The following is a 17,321-nucleotide window of genomic DNA, read 5'->3' as shown; positions in this document are numbered from 1 at the left end:
AGCCCTTACTGCCGCAGTCCCAGCACCACCGCCCGGCACTCGTCCGGACCGCCCCAGGCGGAACGCAGCGCCCGCGCCCTGGTCAGCCACAGGGAGAGGTCGTACTCCGCGGTGTAACCGATCGCGCCGTGCAACTGCAGGGCCGTACGGGCCGTCGCGTACGCCGCCTCGCAGGCCGCGACCTTGGCGGCGGCGACGTCGGCCGGGTCCATCGACAGCGCGGCGCCGAAGACCAGCGGACGTGCGAACTCCAGCGCGATCTTCGCATCGGCCAGCCGGTGCCGGACCGCCTGGAACGAACCGACGGGCACACCGAACTGGCTGCGCCGCTTCACGTACGCCACGGTCCTGTCGAGCAGGGCGCAACCCACTCCGAGAGCCTGGGCGGCGGTCGCGAGACGCGCCCAGCGCAGCGCGTCGGCGGCACCCGCGGTGATCTGGGGTCCGGCCGCCAGGAGTTCGCCCCCGGGGCGGGGGGCGCGGAGCCGACGGGCGGGATCGAAAGAACGCCGCACACGCGGGCGTGGCCCCTCCCGGGACGCGAACGCGGCCCACAACCGCCCCTCCCCGGTGCCGGACCCACCCCCGGTCACGGTCAGCTCCACATCCGCCACGTCCCCGTCCAGGACATACGGCCCCCCACCTGGCAGAGCCACCGTCACGACCGTCTCCCCCGAAGCCACCCCCGGCAAGAACCTCTTCGCGAGGTTCGTGAACCCGGGCCCGGAGAGCAACGCGGCCGCCGCCACCGTCTCCACCACCGGCCCCGGCACCACATGCCTCCCCAACTCGACGCAGGCCACAGCCAGTTCGACGGGCCGCGCTCCGACCCCCTCGTACGCCTCGGGCACCGCCAGCGCGAACACCCCCAGGTCCGCGACACGCGACCACAGCGCCCGCCCGGCCGCAGGGTCGCCGGTACTCCAGGACCGGACGACCGCGGGCGTGTCCGCAGCCGTCAGCAGGGCGTCCAGCGAGCGGGCGAAGGCGGTCTGTTCGTCGTCCAGGAGGAAACGCATCAACGACGCCCCTTCGGCAGGCCGAGAAGCCGCTCGGCGATGATGTCGCGCTGGATCTCGTTCGTGCCCGCGTAGATGGGCCCCGCGAGCGAGAAGACGTACCCTTCCGCCCACCCTCCGCCGCCGTCCGCCAACTCCCCGTCCGTCAACTCTCCGTCCGCGCCGAGCAGATCGAGCGCCGTCTCGTGCAGGGCGATGTCGTACTCGGACCAGAAGACCTTGTTCAGACTGGACTCCGCACCGAGGGGCTCGCCGTCCAGGAAGCGGGACGCCGCCGCGTACGTGAACAACTGGTACGCGCGGGCACCGATCACCGCGTCGGCCACCCGGTCACGCGTGTACGGGTCCCGGCCGCGCTCGTGCCACAGCGCGGCCAGCCGGTCCGCCGACGCCAGGAAACGGCCGGGGGAGCGGAGCGTCAGACCGCGTTCGTTGCCCGCCGTGGACATCGCCACCCGCCAGCCCCGGCCGGGCTCACCGATCACGTCCTCGTCCGGTACGAACACCTCGTCCAGGAAGAGTTCGGCGAAGGCCGGCTTCCCGTCCAGCCTGCCGATCGGGCGGACGGTCACGCCCGGCGCCCGCAGGTCGAACATCAGATAGGTGAGGCCCTGATGGGGCTTCGGGGTGTCCGGCTCGCTGCGGAAGAGGCCGAACGCGCGGTCGGCGAACGCGGCCCGCGACGACCACGTCTTCTGCCCGCTGAGCAGCCACCCACCGTCCGTACGCACCGCTCTGGACCTGAGCGAGGCGAGGTCGGACCCGGCCTCCGGCTCGGACCAGGCCTGCGCCCAGACGGCCTCGCCGCGGGCCATCGGCGGCAGGATCCGCGCGCGCTGCTCCTCGGTGCCGTGGTCGAAGAGGGTCGGTGCGAGGAGGCTGACGCCGTTCTGCCCGACCCGGCCCGGGGCCCCCGCCGCCCAGTACTCCTCCTCGAAGACCAGCCACCGCAACAGTCCGCAGTCCCGCCCGCCGTACGCGGCCGGCCAGGACACCACCGACCAGCGGTCCGCGGCGAGTTCGGCCTCCCAGGCGCGGTGGACCGCGAAGCCCTCCTCGGTCTCCAGGGAAGGCAGGGGGTCGGCCGGTACGTGCGCGTCGAGCCAGGCCCGGGCCTCGGCGCGGAACGCCTGATCGGCGGGGGAGTACGTGAGATCCACGGTCGCCTTCCTCCTGCTCGGCCTGCGTGGCTTGCCCGGCCTGTTCGGTCTGTTCGACTTACGTGATGCTGCCGGTGCAGTCTTCCCTAACAAGTGTTTGGTAGGTTAGCGTGGCCCTATGACAGACGTCGAGGGTCCGGTGTACGAGCCCGGGCACGGGCTGCTGAAGGGACGCACCGCCGTCATCACGGCCGCCGCCGGCGCGGGCATCGGCGGTGCCACGGCCCGCCGCTTCCTGGAGGAGGGCGCGCGCGTGCTGATCGGCGACGCGCACGAGCGGCGGCTCAAGGAGTACGAGGCGGAACTGGCGGCGGAGTTCGAGGGGGTCGCGGCGCTCGCCTGCGACGTCACCGACGAAGCCCAGGTGCAGGCACTCTTCGGCGCGGCCCTGCGGCTGCACGGGCGGCTCGACATCGTGGTCAACAACGCCGGCCTCGGCGGCACTTCGGACCTCGTCGACATGAGTGACGAGCAGTGGTCGAGGGTGCTCGACGTGACGCTGAACGGCACGTTCCGGTGCACGCGCGCGGCGCTGCGTGCCTTCCGCGAAGGCGGCCTCGGAGAGGGCGGTGGCGGTCACGGCGGGGTAATAGTCAACAACGCCTCCGTGGTCGGCTGGCGCGCCCAGGCCGGCCAGGCGCACTACGCGGCTGCGAAAGCGGGCGTGATGGCGCTGACCCGCTGCGCGGCGATGGAGGCGGCGGCATTCGGAGTGCGGGTCAACGCCGTCGCACCGAGCCTCGCCATGCATCCGCACCTGGTGAAGGTGACGACACCCGCACTGCTGGAGGAGCTGACGGCCCGAGAGGCGTTCGGGCGGTACGCGGAGCCGTGGGAGGTGGCCAATGTGATCGTGTTCCTGGCGTCCGGGTACTCCTCGTATCTGACGGGTGAGGTGATCTCCGTGAGCAGCCAACATGCGTGAGCGCTCCGCTGGGCTCGGCCGTGGGGTCTTGGGGGTGGCGGGGTGATCCGTCCTCTGCGGGTCCGTCGTGGCTGGGCGCGCGATTCCCCGCGCCCCTTGAAGGGTTCGCGCCCCTTGGGGGGCCTGCGTCCCTTGACGGGTTCGCGGCCCACAATGGGGCCGTGCCTACCAAGAAGAAGCCCCAGGTGACCGCCTCGCCCGAGCGGCGCCGTGAACTCCTCGGCACCGCCGCCGAGGTCTTCGCCGAGCAGGGCTACAACGCCACCACCGTGCGCAAGATCGCGGACCACGCGGGCATGCTCGCGGGCAGCCTCTACTACCATTTCGACTCCAAGGAGTCGATGCTGGAGGAGATCCTGCGGACCTTCCTCGACGAGCTCTGGGACGGCTACGACACCGTCCTCGACGCCGAACTGGGCCCGCGCGAAACGCTGGAGGCACTGGTCACCGAGTCGTTCCGGGAGATCGACCGGCACCGCGCGGCCGTCGCGATCTACCAGAAGGAGTCCAAGCAGCTCGTCGCGCAGGAGCGCTTCGCGTTCCTCGCCGAGTCGCAGCGCAAGTTCGAGAAGGCGTGGCTCGCCACGCTGGAGCGGGGCGTGGCGGGCGAGGTCTTCCGGGACGACCTCGACATCCGGCTCACCTACCGGTTCGTGCGCGACACCGTGTGGGTCGCCGCGTCCTGGTACCGGCCCGGCGGACAGCACAGCCCGGACGAGATCGCCCGGCAGTACCTGTCGATGGTGCTGGACGGGATCGCCGTACGCAGTTGATCGCACCTCGCACTTGATCACAGCTGATCCAGGGGAGTTGGCATGGCCGAGGCCTACATCGTCGAAGCGGTCCGTACACCCGTGGGGCGTCGCAAGGGCGGCCTGAGCGGGGTCCATCCGGCCGACCTCGGAGCGCATGTGCTGAAGGCACTGGTCGCGCGCTCCGGAGTCGACCCGGCCGCCGTCGAGGACGTCGTCTTCGGATGTCTGGACGCCGTGGGGCCGCAGGCCGGTGACATCGCCCGTACGTCGTGGCTGGCGGCCGGACTGCCCGAGGAGGTCCCGGGGGTGACGATCGACCGGCAGTGCGGCTCCTCGCAGCAGGCACTGCACTTCGCCGCACAGGGCGTCCTCTCGGGCACGCAGGACCTCGTGGTCGCGGGCGGCGTCCAGAACATGACGCAGATCCCCATCGCCTTCGCCTCCCGCCAGGCGGCCGAGCCGCTGGGCCTCACACAGGGGCCGTTCGCGGGCAGCGAGGGATGGCGGGCGCGGTACGGGGACCAACCCGTCAACCAGTTCCTCGGCGCCGAGTCCATCGCGGCCAAGTGGGGGATCAGCCGGCGGGACCAGGAGGAGTTCGCCCTGCGGTCCCACCAGCGGGCGCTCCACGCGATCGACGAGGGTCGCTTCGCGCGGGAGACCGTGCCGTTCGGGGACGTCACGGTCGACGAGGGGCCGCGCCGGGACACCTCGCTGGAGAAGATGGCGGGCCTGCGACCGGTGGTCGAGGGCGGCACCATCACCGCCGCCTGCTCCTCCCAGGTGTCCGACGGGGCCGCCGCGATGCTGCTCGCCTCGGAGCGGGCCGTCCGTGAACACGGGCTCACTCCCCGGGCGCGCGTGCACCACCTCTCCGTGCGGGGGGAGGATCCGATACGGATGCTCTCGGCGCCGATCCCTGCCACCGCCCACGCCTTGAAGAAGGCCGGGATGTCCATCGGGGAGATCGATCTCGTCGAGATCAATGAGGCCTTCGCGCCTGTTGTCCTCGCCTGGCTGAAGGAGACGGGAGCGGATCCGGACCGGGTCAACGTCAATGGGGGTGCGATCGCGCTGGGGCACCCCCTCGGGGCCACGGGGGTGAAGTTGATGACGACCCTGCTGCATGAACTGGAGCGCGTCGGGGGGCGGTTCGGGTTGCAGACGATGTGTGAAGGCGGGGGACAGGCGAATGTGACCATCGTCGAGCGGCTTTAGGTCTCCTGCCCGCTGCGGGCCGGCGGGGGCTCGTCGCGCAGTTCCCCGCGCCCTTGGGCCGCCCCCAGGGGCGCCTTGCGGGAACCCGGATCAGGGAGTGCGCGCAGTGTCTGTTGCGCCTCTCGCATCACCCTTTCCACCAGGTCCGCGCACGACGGCAGGTCGTCGATCACGCCCGCCACCTGGCCCGACGCCATCACCCCCAGGTCCGTCCGGCCTTCCACCATGGACGCCCGCAGGAGCATGGGCGTGTTGGCGGCCAGCAGGACCTGGCTCCAGGTCAGGTCCTTGCCGTGCTTCATCGACAGGCCGTCGCGGATCAGCTGGGGCCAGCTGAGACCGGAGAGCTCTCTGAAGCCGGCGGCTCTGCGCACCGCTCGCGTCAGCGTTCTCGCGCGGCCCGCTCCTTCCAGGGAGTCGATGAGGTCCGTACGGAGCATGCGGTGCGGCAGGCCGTCCACGGCGGTCGTCACCGTGACGTCCGTGACCGTGGCCGCGAGGTACCGGGCCTTCACCGCGTCCGGCACCGTCGAGTCCGAGGTGAGGAGGAACCGGGTGCCCATGGCGACGCCCGCGGCGCCGTACGCGAGTGCCGCGACCAGGCCCCGGCCGTCGAAGAAGCCGCCCGCGGCGACGACGGGTACGCCCACCGCGTCCACGATCTGGGGGAGGAGCACGCTGGTCGCCACCTCGCCGGTGTGGCCGCCGCCCTCGCCGCCCTGCACGATCACCGCGTCCGCTCCCCACGCGGCGACCTTCTCGGCATGACGACGGGCCCCGACGGAGGGGATGACGACCACGCCCGCGTCCTTGAGCTCGGCGATCAGCTCACGGGACGGCGCGAGCGCGAACGAGGCGACCTTCACCCCCTCCTCCACGATGATCCGTACACGGTCCCGGGCGTCCCCCGCATCAGCGCGGAGGTTCACCCCGAACGGCGCCTCCGTACGGGAGCGGACCTCGCGAATGGCCGCCCGCAACTGATCGGGTGTCATCGTCGCGGAGGCGAGAATGCCCAGCGCGCCCGCGTTCGCCGCCGCGGAGACCAGGCGCGCCCCCGCCACCCAGCCCATCCCCGTCTGCACGATCGGATGCCGGACACCGACAAGCCGCGTGAGGGCCGTCTCCATCAGCCCTTGACCTCGCGGTCGCGCAGGCCCTTCGGGTCCAGGTCCTCGCGGATGGATATCAGCTCCGCCGGGGACGGTTCACGGGTGTACGGGACGTCGTCCGGGACGGTCAGCTCGAAGCCCGTCGCCGCGACCACCTCATCGACCGTCACCCCCGGATGCAGCGAGGCGAGCCGCATCGAGTGGTCCTCGGTTTCGAAGTCGAACACCCCGAGGTTCGAGACCACTCGCGGGATGCGGTGGAAGCGGGTCGCCGTGGGACCGGCCGCCGCGGCGCTGTCGTACCCCACTCCGCCGATCATGTCGACCTTCTCCACGAAGACCCGCGCCGAGTGTCTGGGCACCCAGTAACTGACCGGATTGTTCAACGTGTTGACGGGGCCGCCGCGCACTCCGAGCAACTGCCGGGTGGGCCGCTCCCAGTCGCCCACGCAGGAGATGTTCTGGTTGCCGAAGCGGTCGATCTGGCTCGCGCCCATCATCACGTGCCGGCGCCCACCGGCCACCAGGGCCAGATGCTGCCGGTACGGCAACCAGCCCTCCGGGGTGCCGTCGGGACCGACCAGCAGCGCCTCGCCGTCGGTCAGCAGCAGGTCGGGCGAGAAGGTGCGCCGGGCGAGGCGGGCCCCTATCGAGGGGATCGGGCCCATCGGGCTGGCCAGCACCTCGCCGTCGCCACGCCACGCCTCCGCGCAGGCGATCACGCAGTACTCGGCGCGGGTCACACCACTGGGGGTCGCGCCCGGGGTCGCGCCCGGGGTCGCGCCCGGGGATGTGCTCGGCACCGCGCTCATGACCGCTCCTCGTGCCACGCCTCGACGGCGGTCCGGTAGGCCTGTTCGTCGCCCGAGAGGAACCTCTCCGCGAACTCGGGCCACGGCATGGACGCGTAGAGCCGCTGGAAGGCCTCGTCCCGGCCGTGGTCGGGCACGCACGACGTGAAGTGCGCGCCGCCCGGCGCCTCCACCACGCCACTCACGTTCAGCCGCTTGATCAGCAGGGTCTGGGGAGGTGCCGCCTTCGTCAGGTCCGCCGTGTCGACGATCCGCTCGCAGGACACGTACGCCGCCCGGGCCGCCTCGCAGAACAGGTCGTCGAAGTACGGGTCGGGGCCCAGATACTGGCCGTTTCCCGCGCGGTCGGCGCGGTTCACATGGACCAGCGCCGCGTCCAGCCGCAGGGCGGGCATGGCGACGAAGGTCTCGCGCACGCCCGTCGACTCGTCCTCGTACGGCGAAGTGACCGTACGCAGTCCGGGGTTGACCCGCATCACGTCCGAGCCGATGCCGGCCCGCACCGGCAGGAACGGCAGCCGGTTGGCGGCTGCCCGCAGCCCCCACATGAACATCGCCTCGTCGATCTCCATCAGTTCGAGCGAGCCGCTCTCACGGGCCGTGCGGTAGTGCGGTTCGAGCGGGATCGAGTCGAGTGTCGCGAAAGGGGCGACCAGTTTCCGTATCCGCCCGGCCGCCGCCAGCATGCCGACGTCCGGGCCGCCGTACGAGACGACCGTGAGATCGGTGATCGTGGAGCGGAGCAGTGCCCGTACGAGAGCCATCGGTTTGCGGCGGGAGCCCCAGCCTCCGATACCGAGGGTCATCCCGCTCCCCAGCCGGGAGACGGCCTCGTCGGCGGTCATCGTCTTGTCGCCCATCCTCACCTGCCCTCCTGTCCGAGAGTGTCCTGGACGCCGAATGCGTCCCGGGCTTCCCATCCGTCCGGGGCTTCCCATGTGTCCCGGGCGTCGCATGTGTCCCGGGCTCCGGACGAAGCCTGGGCTCCGGACGGGGTCTGGGCTCCGGACGACGCCTGGGCTCCGGACGGGCTCTGGGCTCCGAACGTGTTCCGAACGCGCCCGCCCGTGCCGCCGAGGCCCGCCTCGAACGTGAAGCCCTGCTCGAAGCGGTAGCTGCGGCGCACGTCGACGGGGTCGATGCCGTTGATCGCGGCCTTGGCGAGCCGGATCAGCCGGCCGTCCTTGCCCGCGATCTCCCGGGCCAGCTCCAGAACGGCCGGGCGCAGCCGGTCGCGCGCCACGACCCGCCACACCGACCCGTGCCCGTGCAACTCCGCGGCGGTCGCCGTGCGCGAGGTGTAGTACAGCGCGCGCATCAGGTGTTGCGGCACCAGCCGGGACAGATGTGTGGCCGCGCCCAGCGCGCCCCTGTCCAACTCGGGCAGACCGAAGGTGGCGTCGTCGCTCGCCACGATCGCGTCCGCGTTGCCCACCAGGCCTATCCCGCCGCCCAGACAGAAGCCGTGCACCTCCGCCACCACCGGTACCTCGCACTCGTACACCGCGGCGAAGGCCTCGGCGCAGCCGCAGTTGGCACCGAGCAGGGCGCTGTCGCCCTCGGCCTGTATCTCCTTGATGTCCACGCCCGCGTTGAAGCCCCGACCCTCGGCGGCCAGCACCACACAGCGGTTCCCGGCGTCGCGCCCCGCCGCGCGGACGGCGTCGGCCAGCGCGAACCAGCCGCGCACCGGCAGCGCGTTCACCGGCGGGAAGTCGACCGTGACGACGGAAATCCCTTTTTCCGGGGACGAGGTGGAGACACCCATGGACGCATCAGCTACCTTTCCACCAAACGTTTGTTAGGTGCGATCTGATGTCGAAGGTAACAGCGAATGCCGATGGGCGGGAGGCCCTGTGGACAACTGGCCGGGCGAGCGACCGGACGGGGGGCCCGGCGAGCGGTCGGGCAAGCGACCGGGCAAGCGGTCGGGCAAGCGGTCGGGCAAACGGCTCGTGGTGGTCACGGGCGGGACCAGGGGCGTCGGCGCCGGGATCGCGCGGGCGTTCGCCGAGGCGGGTGACGAGGTCGTGGTCTGTGCGCGCAGACCACCGCAAGCACCGCAAGCACCGCTCGACGGCGTCGAGTTCGTCTCCCTCGACCTGCGCGACCCGCCGGCCGTCCGTACCTTCTTCGGGCGGCTGCCCCGGCTCGACGTTCTCGTCAACAACGCGGGCGGCGCCCCGTACCGACTGCTGGCCGGGACGGAGGCCGAGCAGCACGCGCGCGTGATCGACCTCAACCTCGTCGCACCTCTCACGGCCTCCCTGGCGGCGTACGACCTGCTGAAGCGTGCCCGGGGCTCCATCGTGATGATCGGCAGCGTCAGCGGGACCCGGCCCTCGCCCGGCACGGCGGCCTACGGGGCGGCCAAGGCCGGACTGGAGAACCTGGCCCGCTCGATGGCCGTGGAGTGGGCACCGGAGGTGCGGGTCAACACGCTCGTGGTCGGGATGGTCCGCACCGAACTGTCGCACCTTCACTACGGGGGCGAGGACGGCGTCGAGGCCGTCTCCCGCACCGTCCCGCTGGGGCGGCTCGCCGTGCCCACGGACGTCGGCAGGGCGGCCGTCTTCCTCGCGTCGGACGCCGCCGCGTACATCACCGGGGCAGGCCTCCTCGTCCACGGCGGCGGCGAACGGCCCGCCTTCCTGGACGCCGCGACCGTCAACATGGACGCCGCGACCGTCAACAAGACCGACAAGGAGAAGTGAGAAGTGACATGACCCCGGGCACAAGTGCGGATGCCGGCCTCTGTGAGGGGCGCGTGGTGGTCGTCACGGGCGCCGGGCGCGGGCTCGGGCGGGCCCACGCGCGCGCCTTCGCGGCCGAAGGAGCACGCGTCGTCGTCAACGACCTGGGCGTCGGGCTCGACGGCTCCCCGGGGGCCGACAGCCCGGCCCGGCAGGTGGTCGAGGAGATCCGGGCGGCGGGCGGCGAGGCCGTCGCACACGCCGGGGACGTCGCGACGACCGAGGGCGCCGCATCCCTCGTGCACACGGCGCTGGACGCCTTCGGACGGCTCGACACACTCGTGAACAACGCCGGGTTCCTGCGCGACCGCATGCTGGTGAACCTGGACGAGGACGACTGGGACGCCGTCATGCGCGTTCATCTCAAGGGCCACTTCCTGCCGCTGAAGCATGCCGCCGCGCACTGGCGGGCACAGGCGAAAACGGGGCTCGTGCCGCAGGCGCGGGTTGTCAACACCAGCTCCGGAGCGGGCCTTTCGGGGTCCGTCGGGCAGGGCAACTACAGCGCGGCCAAGGCCGGCATCGTCGGGCTCACCCTGGTGGCCGCCGCCGAGATGGGGCGCTACGGAGTGCAGGTCAACGCCATCGCGCCGGCCGCACGGACCCGGATGACCGAGGCGGCCTTCGCCCCGGCCATGGCGGCGCCGGACAGCGGCTTCGACGCGATGGCTCCCGAGAACGTGTCGCCGCTCGTCGTCTGGCTCGGCTCGGCCGCGAGTGCCGGGGTCACCGGCCGGGTCTTCGAGACCGAGGGCGGCCGGATCACCGTCATGGACGGCTGGCGGCCCGGCCCCGGCGTCGACAAGGGGGCCCGGTGGACCCCCGCCGAGGCCGGGAACACCGCACTGGCACTCCTCGCGCGGGCCCAGGCTCCGACCGCGGTGCACGGGACGCAGTGATCGGACGCAGTAGTTACTGGTGATGCGACCGGCGGGAGGCGGATGCCAAGGCCGTCGTCCGTCCACGGGGCAGACGGGCCGCAGCCTTCCGCCGACGTGCTGACGTGCTGACGTGCTGACGTGCTGACGTGCCGGCTCGGGGGCGCGGGGAACTGCGTGACCTGCCACGACGCACCCGAACCCGCACCCGCACCCACCAACGCACGCAGCCCTCACGCCCACGCCAGTGCTACGTGTCGCACTCCAGCACAGTGCGACACAGCCCGCACCGCGCCCGCACCCGCCCCCTGACCGGCACCCGGATCCGCTGATGACAGGTCGGACAAGGGAACGACACCCGCAACGGCCCGCGCCCGTCCGGCGCGAAGGCATACGGCGCGCCCGCAGACGCAGACGCAGACGCGGACGCAGGCGCAGGCGCAGAGTCCGACGCAGCCGCGACGACGCGGCCCTGGGCGTGGCGGCGGTCCTTCGCATAGCGGCGCTGCCCCGCCCACCCCGCCGCGGTCAGCGGCGGCTGCCGCTCGTCGTCCCGGGCCCGCGCCTTACCCCTCGTGTACGCCGTGTACGCCTGTGGACTGGTGAACCAGGTGGCGGGATCCTCACCGAACACCAGGGACCGCTTGGCCAGTACGTACCCGAACTCCTCCGGTGTGAGATAGCCGAGCTTCTGCGAGGACGACGCGTCCTCCCGGTACGCGTCCAGCAGCAGCCAGCCCGCACCGAGATACGTCGTCGCCGTGTCCGTGAGGATCTCGTTGTCCCGGGTGCCGGGGAACGACAGGTCCAGCCGGTGCAGGTAGACGTGCATCACCTCGTGCGCCAGCGCGGCGCCGATGTCCCGCCGATGGGTACGGAAGCGGTCGTTCAGCTCGATGAAGTACTCAGGTCCCGCGGCCAGCTCGACACTCGCCGCGTGCTCCATCTCCCGGAAGCTCACGATCATGCGGGCGTCCGGCAGCCGGAAGTGGCGCACCAACTCGCGAGCCACCCGCTGCGCGCCCAGATACAGGTCGTCCGTGTCGCAGAACGCGACGTCGGCGGGGGCCACGCTGGCGGCGAACGTGTGGACGGTGTCGTACGAGAGCCGCTTGTACAGCGCGGTGACCGCCGCACGCACCGTCTCCAGGTGCGGGTAGCCGTGCTTGACCGGACCGCCGTTCGCCACGCCCGAACCCCCAAAGCCCCGAAGAGGCCCTGAACCTCGTTCCACCTTAAGGGGACGCGAGAGGATTCGCCCGGGTTGGGTTGCCCGACGTGTACGTGACATCCACCCTTGCCTCAGATGCTTCATGATCTTCATACTTCTGTGCACTCTTCTGTGCGCTCAACTCATCACGAAAGGGAACAAGTTGACCAATAGAACGCTCGGTCTCCTCAGGAGATCCGCCTTCCGGCGGGCCGCGGCGGTCGGTGCCGTCGCTCTCGCGACCGCCAGCCTCCAGCCCGTCGCCGCGCACGCCGCGCCCACTCCGATAGTCGGCGGCGCGCCTGCCGCGCAGGGTGAGTTCCCGTTCATGGTCAGCCTGTCCATGGGCTGCGGCGGCTCGCTCTACAAGAAGGACGTCGTCCTGACCGCCGCGCACTGCGTGGACGGCTCGGGCAACAACACCCGCATCACCGCGACCGCGGGGGTCGCCGACCTCGGCGCGGCCGGTGCGATCAAGGTCAGGTCCACCAAGGTCGTCCAGGCCCCGGGCTACAACGGCAACGGCAAGGACTGGGCGCTCATCAAGCTCGCCCGGCCCATCGAGCTGCCCACGCTGAAGATCGCGACGACCACCCGCTACAACAGAGGGACGTTCACCATCGCAGGGTGGGGCGACCCCGCGGAGAACGCGAACACCGGTTCCACGAAGCTGCTCAAGGCCAAGGTGCCGTTCGTGGCCGACTCGAAGTGCAAGCGGCACTACGGGGGTCGGTTGATCGCCTCGCAGGAGATCTGTGCGGGGATTCCTCGTGGTGGGGTCGACACCTGCCAGGGGGACTCCGGGGGGCCGATGTTCCGCAAGGACGACAGCGGCAAGTTCATTCAGGTCGGGATCGTCAGCTGGGGTGACGGGTGTGCGCGGCCGATGGTGCCGGGTGTGTACACCGAGGTGTCCACGTTTGCTTCGGCGATAGCTCGGGCGGCTTCTTCGCTCTAGCCGGTTGGCACTTCCAGGGGGCGTTCCCGGTGTTTGCCGGGGGCGCCCGTTTTCCTCTGTCCGCGGGGTCCGATGTGGCTGGTCGCGCCGTTCCTCGCGCCCCTTGAGGCGGAAGGAGGCTTCCCACAACATCGCCCAGCGCGGTGGCTGTGTGGATTGCGGGGCGTGAGTCACGCGTCCCAGCACCTTCCTGGGTGTCCGGACGGAGGCGGCCACACCACAGCCAGTGGTGCCCTACCTCCAAGCCCGGTCGTTCACGGCCGGGTCAAGTTGACGGAACAACAGGCCCACACGGTCCCCGGCGGCTGGAGCGACCGGGTCCCCGATCCCGACGATCCCCCGATCATCGGGAGGATCCACGCCGGCTGAGACACCCGACGTAGGGTTGGCATCCATGACCACCAGCAACATCGACAACAGCAGCATCGCCGACAGTGGCAACGTCGACAGCAGCAGCATCGCCGACAGCAGTGGCAACACTGGTATCGGCAACAACACCGGCATCGGTAACAACACCGGTGACATCGACCCCGCCGTCCGCGCCGACCTCGACCGGCTGCGCGAGAGCATCGACAACATCGACGCAGCCGTCGTCCACATGCTCGCCGAGCGCTTCAAATGCACCCAGCAGGTCGGCCACCTCAAAGCGGCCCACCAACTGCCGCCCGCCGACCCCTCCCGCGAGGCCCAGCAGATCGCCAGACTCCGCCGACTGGCCGAAAACGCCAACCTCGACCCGGCGTTCGCGGAAAAACTGCTGAACTTCATCATCGCCGAGGTCATCCGCCATCACGAGCGCATCGCGGAGGACACCAACACCCGCGAATGACCACTCCCGGCCCCCGGCGCGCACCCGTTCTCAGGCCGTTGTGAGCCCCGCCCCCTCGGCGTGCGCGCCGAAATGAGGCATCCTGCGCTGAGCACTCCCTGTCAGTCGGTTCGGACTTAAGCTGGATGGTCCAAGCGAGGGGACTTCGCTCCATGCCGCCGGATGCCAAGATCCTCATAGTCGACGACCACGAGGACACGCTCTACGCACTGGAAAGCTCCCTGGCCCCCCTCGGCCACCAGCTGACCCGGGCGACCAGCGGCGACGACGCGCTGAAGGAAGTCCTGCGCGGCCAGGTCGGCCTGCTCCTGCTCGACGTGCACATGCCCGGCGTCAGCGGCCTCGACGTCGTCCGCTACATGCGGGGCGTCGAACAGACCCAGCTCATCCCGATCATCCTCGTCACCGGATTCGGCGCCAACACCGCACTCACCTCCGCCGCGTTCCGCCTCGGCGTCGCCGACCTCGTCATGAAGCCCATCGATCCGTGGACCCTGCGCACGAAAGTCCGCTACCTGTACGACTCCCACCAGCGATACCGGTCCCTGGAGAAGGAAGTCCGCGAACTGCGGGCCCTCGTGAAGGAACCCACCGCCCACTACGACCCGCCGATCACCGCCCAGCGCCCCGCTCCCCGCAAACAGGAACAGGGCCGCACGGCGTAGAAGCGCCCGCACCACCACGAGAACGACCGGGTACGAGAACGACCGGGTACGAGAACGACCGGGTACGAGAACGACCGGGTACGCGAACGACCGGGTACGCGAACGACCGGGTACGCGAACGACCGGGCACGCGAACGACCGGGCACGCGAAAGCACCGGGCACGCGAACGACCGGGCACGCGAAAGCACCGGGCACGCGAACGACCGGGCACGCGAAAGCACCGGGCGCACGAGCCCACCGGGCCCCGCGCGCGGCATACCAGGCCGCCCCTGTGCCGAGCCCCGCCCATCAGGCAGCATGGCACCCATGTCCGTACTGACGCGCGACGAAGCGCAGACCCGTGCCACACTCCTCGACGTCCACCGCTACCGGATCGCACTCGACCTGACGCGCGGCGACGAGACGTTCCACTCCCACACCACCATCACCTTTACGGTCCGCGGGGACCAGGGTGGGGACCACGGCGGCGGGGACACCTTCGTCGAGCTCAAGCCCGCCGAACTGCGCTCCGCCACCCTCGACGGACACCCCCTCGACCCGGCGACGCTCCACGAGAACCGGCTCCCCCTCACCGGCCTCACCGCGGGCACCCACGAACTGCGCGTCGACGCCGACATGCGCTACTCCCGCACCGGCGAAGGCATGCACCGCTTCACCGACCCCACCGACGGCGAGACCTACCTCTACACCCAGCTGTTCATGGACGACGTCCAACGCGTCTTCGCCGCCTTCGACCAGCCCGACCTCAAATCGGTCTTCGAACTCACGGTCACGGCCCCCGACAAGTGGACCGTCCTCACCAACAGCGTCACCACCCGCACCGCCGACGGCACCTGGCAGGCCGCGCCCACCCCGCCCATCTCCACCTACCTCGTCGCCGTCGCCGCCGGACCCTGGCACTCCGTACGCACCGAACACCGCGGCCTGCCCTTCGGCATCCACTGCCGCCGCTCCCTCGCGCCCCACCTCGAAGCCGACGCCGACGAAATCCTCGACATCACCCGCGCCTGCTTCGACCGCTACCACGAGAAGTTCGAGGAGCCGTACCCCTTCGACTCCTACGACCAGGCGTTCGTCCCCGAATTCAACGCGGGCGCCATGGAGAACCCCGGACTCGTCACCTTCCGTGACGAATTCATCTACCGCTCCGCCGTCACCGACACCGAACGCCAGACCCGCGCCATGGTCATCGCCCACGAGATGGCCCACATGTGGTTCGGCGACCTCGTCACCCTGCGCTGGTGGGACGACATCTGGCTCAACGAGTCCTTCGCCGAGTACATGGGCTACCAGACCCTCACCGAAGCCACCCGCTTCACCGGCACCTGGACCGACTTCGGCATCGTCCGCAAGGCCTGGGGCTACGACGCCGACCAGCGCCCCTCCACCCACCCCGTCGCCCCCGACCCCGAAGCCGTCCCCGACACCGCCTCCGCACTCCTCAACTTCGACGGCATCTCCTACGCCAAGGGCGCCTCCGCACTGCGCCAACTCGTCGCCTGGCTCGGCGAGAAGGACTTCCTCACCGGCATCAACACCCACTTCGCCCGCCACAAGTTCTCCAACGCCACCCTCGCCGACTTCATCGAATCCCTCACCGCGGCCACCGAACGCGACGTCCACGCCTGGGCCGGCGCCTGGCTGCGCACCACCGGCGTCGACACCCTCACCGCGACCGTGACCTCCCAACCGGGGGAGTGGACCCTCACCGTCGACCGGACCGGCAGCCGCCCCCACCGCGTCAACATCGGCGTCTACGACCGCGACCTCGGCGGCGACCGCGCACTCGTCCTGCGCGAACGCTACGAGACCGACATTCCCCCGAACGGACCGGCCGCCCCCCGCCCCGGCACCCGGCCCGCCCTCGTCGTCCCCAACGACCACGACCTCACCTACGCCAAGATCCGCCTCGACGACGCCTCCGAGAAAACCGTCCTGCGCGGCATCTCCGGCGTCCCCGACGCCCTCACCCGGGCCGTCCTGTGGAACACCCTGCGCGACATGGTCCGCGACGGCGACCTCGACCCCACCTCCTACCTGGACACCGTCCGCAGCCACCTCCCCGAGGAGACCGACCTCGCCATCGTCCAGGGCGTCCTCACCTTCGCCGCCACCCAGGTCGCCGACCGGTACCTCCCTGCCCACGACCGGCCCACCGCCCTCGCCACCCTCACCTCCCTGGGCCGCGACCTGCTGCGCCGCACCGAGGACGGCGACCACCCAGGACTGCGCCTCCTCGCCGTACGCCACCTCATCGACGTCGCCGCCCAGCCCGACACCATCAGCGCCTGGATCTCCGAGGGAACCGTCCCCGGCGGACCCGAACTCGACCCCGAACTGCGCTGGCGCATCCTCGGCCGCCTCTCCGTCCTCGGCGCCGTCATCGACGCCGAACTCGTCCAGGACCCCAGCGCCACCGGCCAGGAAGGCGCCGCCCGCTGCCGCGCCGCGCTGCCCGACCCGGTCGCCAAGAGCGCCGCCTGGGAGGCGATGTTCACCACCGACGACCTGTCCAACTACCTCTTCACCGCCACCGCCCGCGGCTTCTGGCAACCCGAACAGACCGATCTGGTACGCGCATACGTGCCGCGCTACTTCGAGGACGCCGTCGCGCTGGCTGCCCGCCGGGGGCCGGCCATCGCCGACGCGGCCGGCCGGTGGGCCTTCCCCGCGTACGCCATCACCCCCGAGACCCTCGCCCTCGGCGAACGCTGCCTGGCCGAAGCCGCTCCCATCCCGTCCCTGGCCCGCAAACTCACGGACCAGCTGGACGACTTGTCCCGCGCGCTGCGCTCGCGCGGGCGTTAGCAGAGGGAGCCCCGGGGGCTTCGTAGCGCGCCCATCTGCGGGTTACCGGGGCTGGCCGCGCAGTTCCCCGCGCCCCGCTGCCTTGCAGGGGCGCGGGGAACGGCGCAGTCTGTTGCCTTTCGGGGGCGCGGGGAACGGCGCAGTCTGTTGCCTTTCGGGGGCGCGGGGAACGGCGCAGTCTGTTGCCTTTCGGGGGCGCGGGGAACGGCGCAGTCTGT

The 17,321-nt window shown here is 71.0% G+C and carries 16 protein-coding genes and 1 pseudogene; 10 read left to right on the top strand and 7 right to left on the bottom strand.

From position 1 onward, the window contains the following. Positions 1–5: 5 nt before the first annotated feature. Positions 6–1,019: an acyl-CoA dehydrogenase family protein gene (locus tag ACIOKD_RS08275; RefSeq protein ID WP_402079925.1), complete on the bottom strand. Its 1,014-nt coding sequence runs from the start codon at positions 1,017–1,019 to the stop codon at positions 6–8. Next, complete coding sequence (locus ACIOKD_RS08270; protein WP_402079923.1) at positions 1,019–2,179, bottom strand: acyl-CoA dehydrogenase family protein; 1,161 nt, start codon at positions 2,177–2,179, stop codon at positions 1,019–1,021. Before ACIOKD_RS08270 ends, ACIOKD_RS08275 begins: the two co-directional genes overlap by 1 nt. A 118-nt stretch (positions 2,180–2,297) precedes the next feature. Here ACIOKD_RS08270 and ACIOKD_RS08265 point away from each other — a divergent pair, with 118 nt between their 5' ends. From ACIOKD_RS08265 to ACIOKD_RS08255, 3 genes are all read left to right on the top strand, one after another. Further along, positions 2,298–3,104, top strand: a complete 807-nt coding sequence (locus ACIOKD_RS08265; RefSeq protein ID WP_402079921.1) for an SDR family oxidoreductase — start codon at positions 2,298–2,300, stop codon at positions 3,102–3,104. A 161-nt stretch (positions 3,105–3,265) separates the two neighbouring features. Next, positions 3,266–3,877, top strand: coding sequence for a TetR/AcrR family transcriptional regulator (locus tag ACIOKD_RS08260; protein ID WP_210883560.1), 612 nt, complete (start codon positions 3,266–3,268; stop codon positions 3,875–3,877). Positions 3,878–3,919: 42 nt separating this feature from the next. Continuing rightward, positions 3,920–5,077 (top strand): acetyl-CoA C-acetyltransferase, encoded by a 1,158-nt coding sequence (locus tag ACIOKD_RS08255; protein WP_402079917.1) that lies wholly within the window; start codon positions 3,920–3,922, stop codon positions 5,075–5,077. On the opposite strand, the gene ACIOKD_RS08250 is transcribed toward ACIOKD_RS08255, so the two are convergent. Genes ACIOKD_RS08250 through ACIOKD_RS08235 form a run of 4 tightly spaced genes read right to left on the bottom strand, consistent with a single transcriptional unit; the run spans position 5,074 to position 8,769 of the window. Further along, positions 5,074–6,207 carry an NAD(P)H-dependent flavin oxidoreductase gene (locus ACIOKD_RS08250; RefSeq protein ID WP_402079914.1) on the bottom strand — a complete coding sequence of 378 codons (1,134 nt, stop codon included), beginning with the start codon at positions 6,205–6,207 and terminating at the stop codon, positions 5,074–5,076. The genes ACIOKD_RS08255 and ACIOKD_RS08250 overlap by 4 nt on opposite strands. After that, positions 6,207–7,001, bottom strand: coding sequence for a CoA-transferase subunit beta (locus tag ACIOKD_RS08245; RefSeq protein ID WP_402079912.1), 795 nt, complete (start codon positions 6,999–7,001; stop codon positions 6,207–6,209). The genes ACIOKD_RS08250 and ACIOKD_RS08245 overlap by 1 nt, the downstream gene beginning before the upstream one ends. Then, entirely contained in the window at positions 6,998–7,861 is an 864-nt protein-coding gene (locus ACIOKD_RS08240; RefSeq protein WP_402079909.1) for a CoA transferase subunit A, read from the bottom strand. Before ACIOKD_RS08240 ends, ACIOKD_RS08245 begins: the two co-directional genes overlap by 4 nt. Positions 7,862–7,863: 2 nt before the next feature. Continuing rightward, entirely contained in the window at positions 7,864–8,769 is a 906-nt protein-coding gene (locus ACIOKD_RS08235; RefSeq protein ID WP_402079906.1) for an enoyl-CoA hydratase family protein, read from the bottom strand. 187 nt (positions 8,770–8,956) lie between these two features. Here ACIOKD_RS08235 and ACIOKD_RS08230 point away from each other — a divergent pair, with 187 nt between their 5' ends. Together ACIOKD_RS08230 and ACIOKD_RS08225 are read left to right on the top strand one after the other, a co-directional pair. After that, positions 8,957–9,715 (top strand): SDR family oxidoreductase, encoded by a 759-nt coding sequence (locus tag ACIOKD_RS08230; RefSeq protein WP_402080683.1) that lies wholly within the window; start codon positions 8,957–8,959, stop codon positions 9,713–9,715. Positions 9,716–9,723: 8 nt separating this feature from the next. Next, positions 9,724–10,653, top strand: coding sequence for an SDR family oxidoreductase (locus tag ACIOKD_RS08225; protein WP_402079904.1), 930 nt, complete (start codon positions 9,724–9,726; stop codon positions 10,651–10,653). Positions 10,654–10,882: 229 nt separating this feature from the next. Here the strand turns inward: ACIOKD_RS08225 and ACIOKD_RS08220 are convergent, their stop codons facing one another. Further along, on the bottom strand, positions 10,883–11,821 hold the full coding sequence (locus ACIOKD_RS08220; protein WP_402079902.1) for a hypothetical protein: 939 nt from the start codon (positions 11,819–11,821) through the stop codon (positions 10,883–10,885). A 184-nt stretch (positions 11,822–12,005) separates the two neighbouring features. Here ACIOKD_RS08220 and ACIOKD_RS08215 point away from each other — a divergent pair, with 184 nt between their 5' ends. From ACIOKD_RS08215 to pepN, 5 genes and pseudogenes are all read left to right on the top strand, one after another. Then, positions 12,006–12,800, top strand: a complete 795-nt coding sequence (locus ACIOKD_RS08215) for a S1 family serine peptidase (RefSeq protein ID WP_402079900.1) — start codon at positions 12,006–12,008, stop codon at positions 12,798–12,800. 264 nt (positions 12,801–13,064) lie between these two features. Next, positions 13,065–13,169 (top strand): annotated as a pseudogene (locus ACIOKD_RS08210) (AraC family transcriptional regulator); the annotation flags it as partial. Positions 13,170–13,284: 115 nt separating this feature from the next. Then, positions 13,285–13,629 carry a chorismate mutase gene (locus ACIOKD_RS08205; protein WP_402080680.1) on the top strand — a complete coding sequence of 115 codons (345 nt, stop codon included), beginning with the start codon at positions 13,285–13,287 and terminating at the stop codon, positions 13,627–13,629. A gap of 152 nt (positions 13,630–13,781) precedes the next feature. Further along, positions 13,782–14,294, top strand: coding sequence for a two-component system response regulator (locus ACIOKD_RS08200; protein ID WP_402079897.1), 513 nt, complete (start codon positions 13,782–13,784; stop codon positions 14,292–14,294). Positions 14,295–14,592: 298 nt separating this feature from the next. Next, the gene (gene pepN, locus ACIOKD_RS08195) at positions 14,593–17,103 is read left to right on the top strand and encodes an aminopeptidase N (protein ID WP_402079894.1); all 2,511 of its coding nucleotides are present in this window, start codon (positions 14,593–14,595) and stop codon (positions 17,101–17,103) included. The last annotated feature ends 218 nt before the right edge of the window (positions 17,104–17,321 follow it).

Origin of the sequence: Streptomyces sp. NPDC087844, from assembly GCF_044742785.1 — a bacterium.
Lineage (GTDB): Bacteria > Actinomycetota > Actinomycetes > Streptomycetales > Streptomycetaceae > Streptomyces.
The sequence above is the reverse complement of the archived record's forward strand: the minus strand, read 5'-3'. Positions and strand labels throughout refer to the sequence as shown.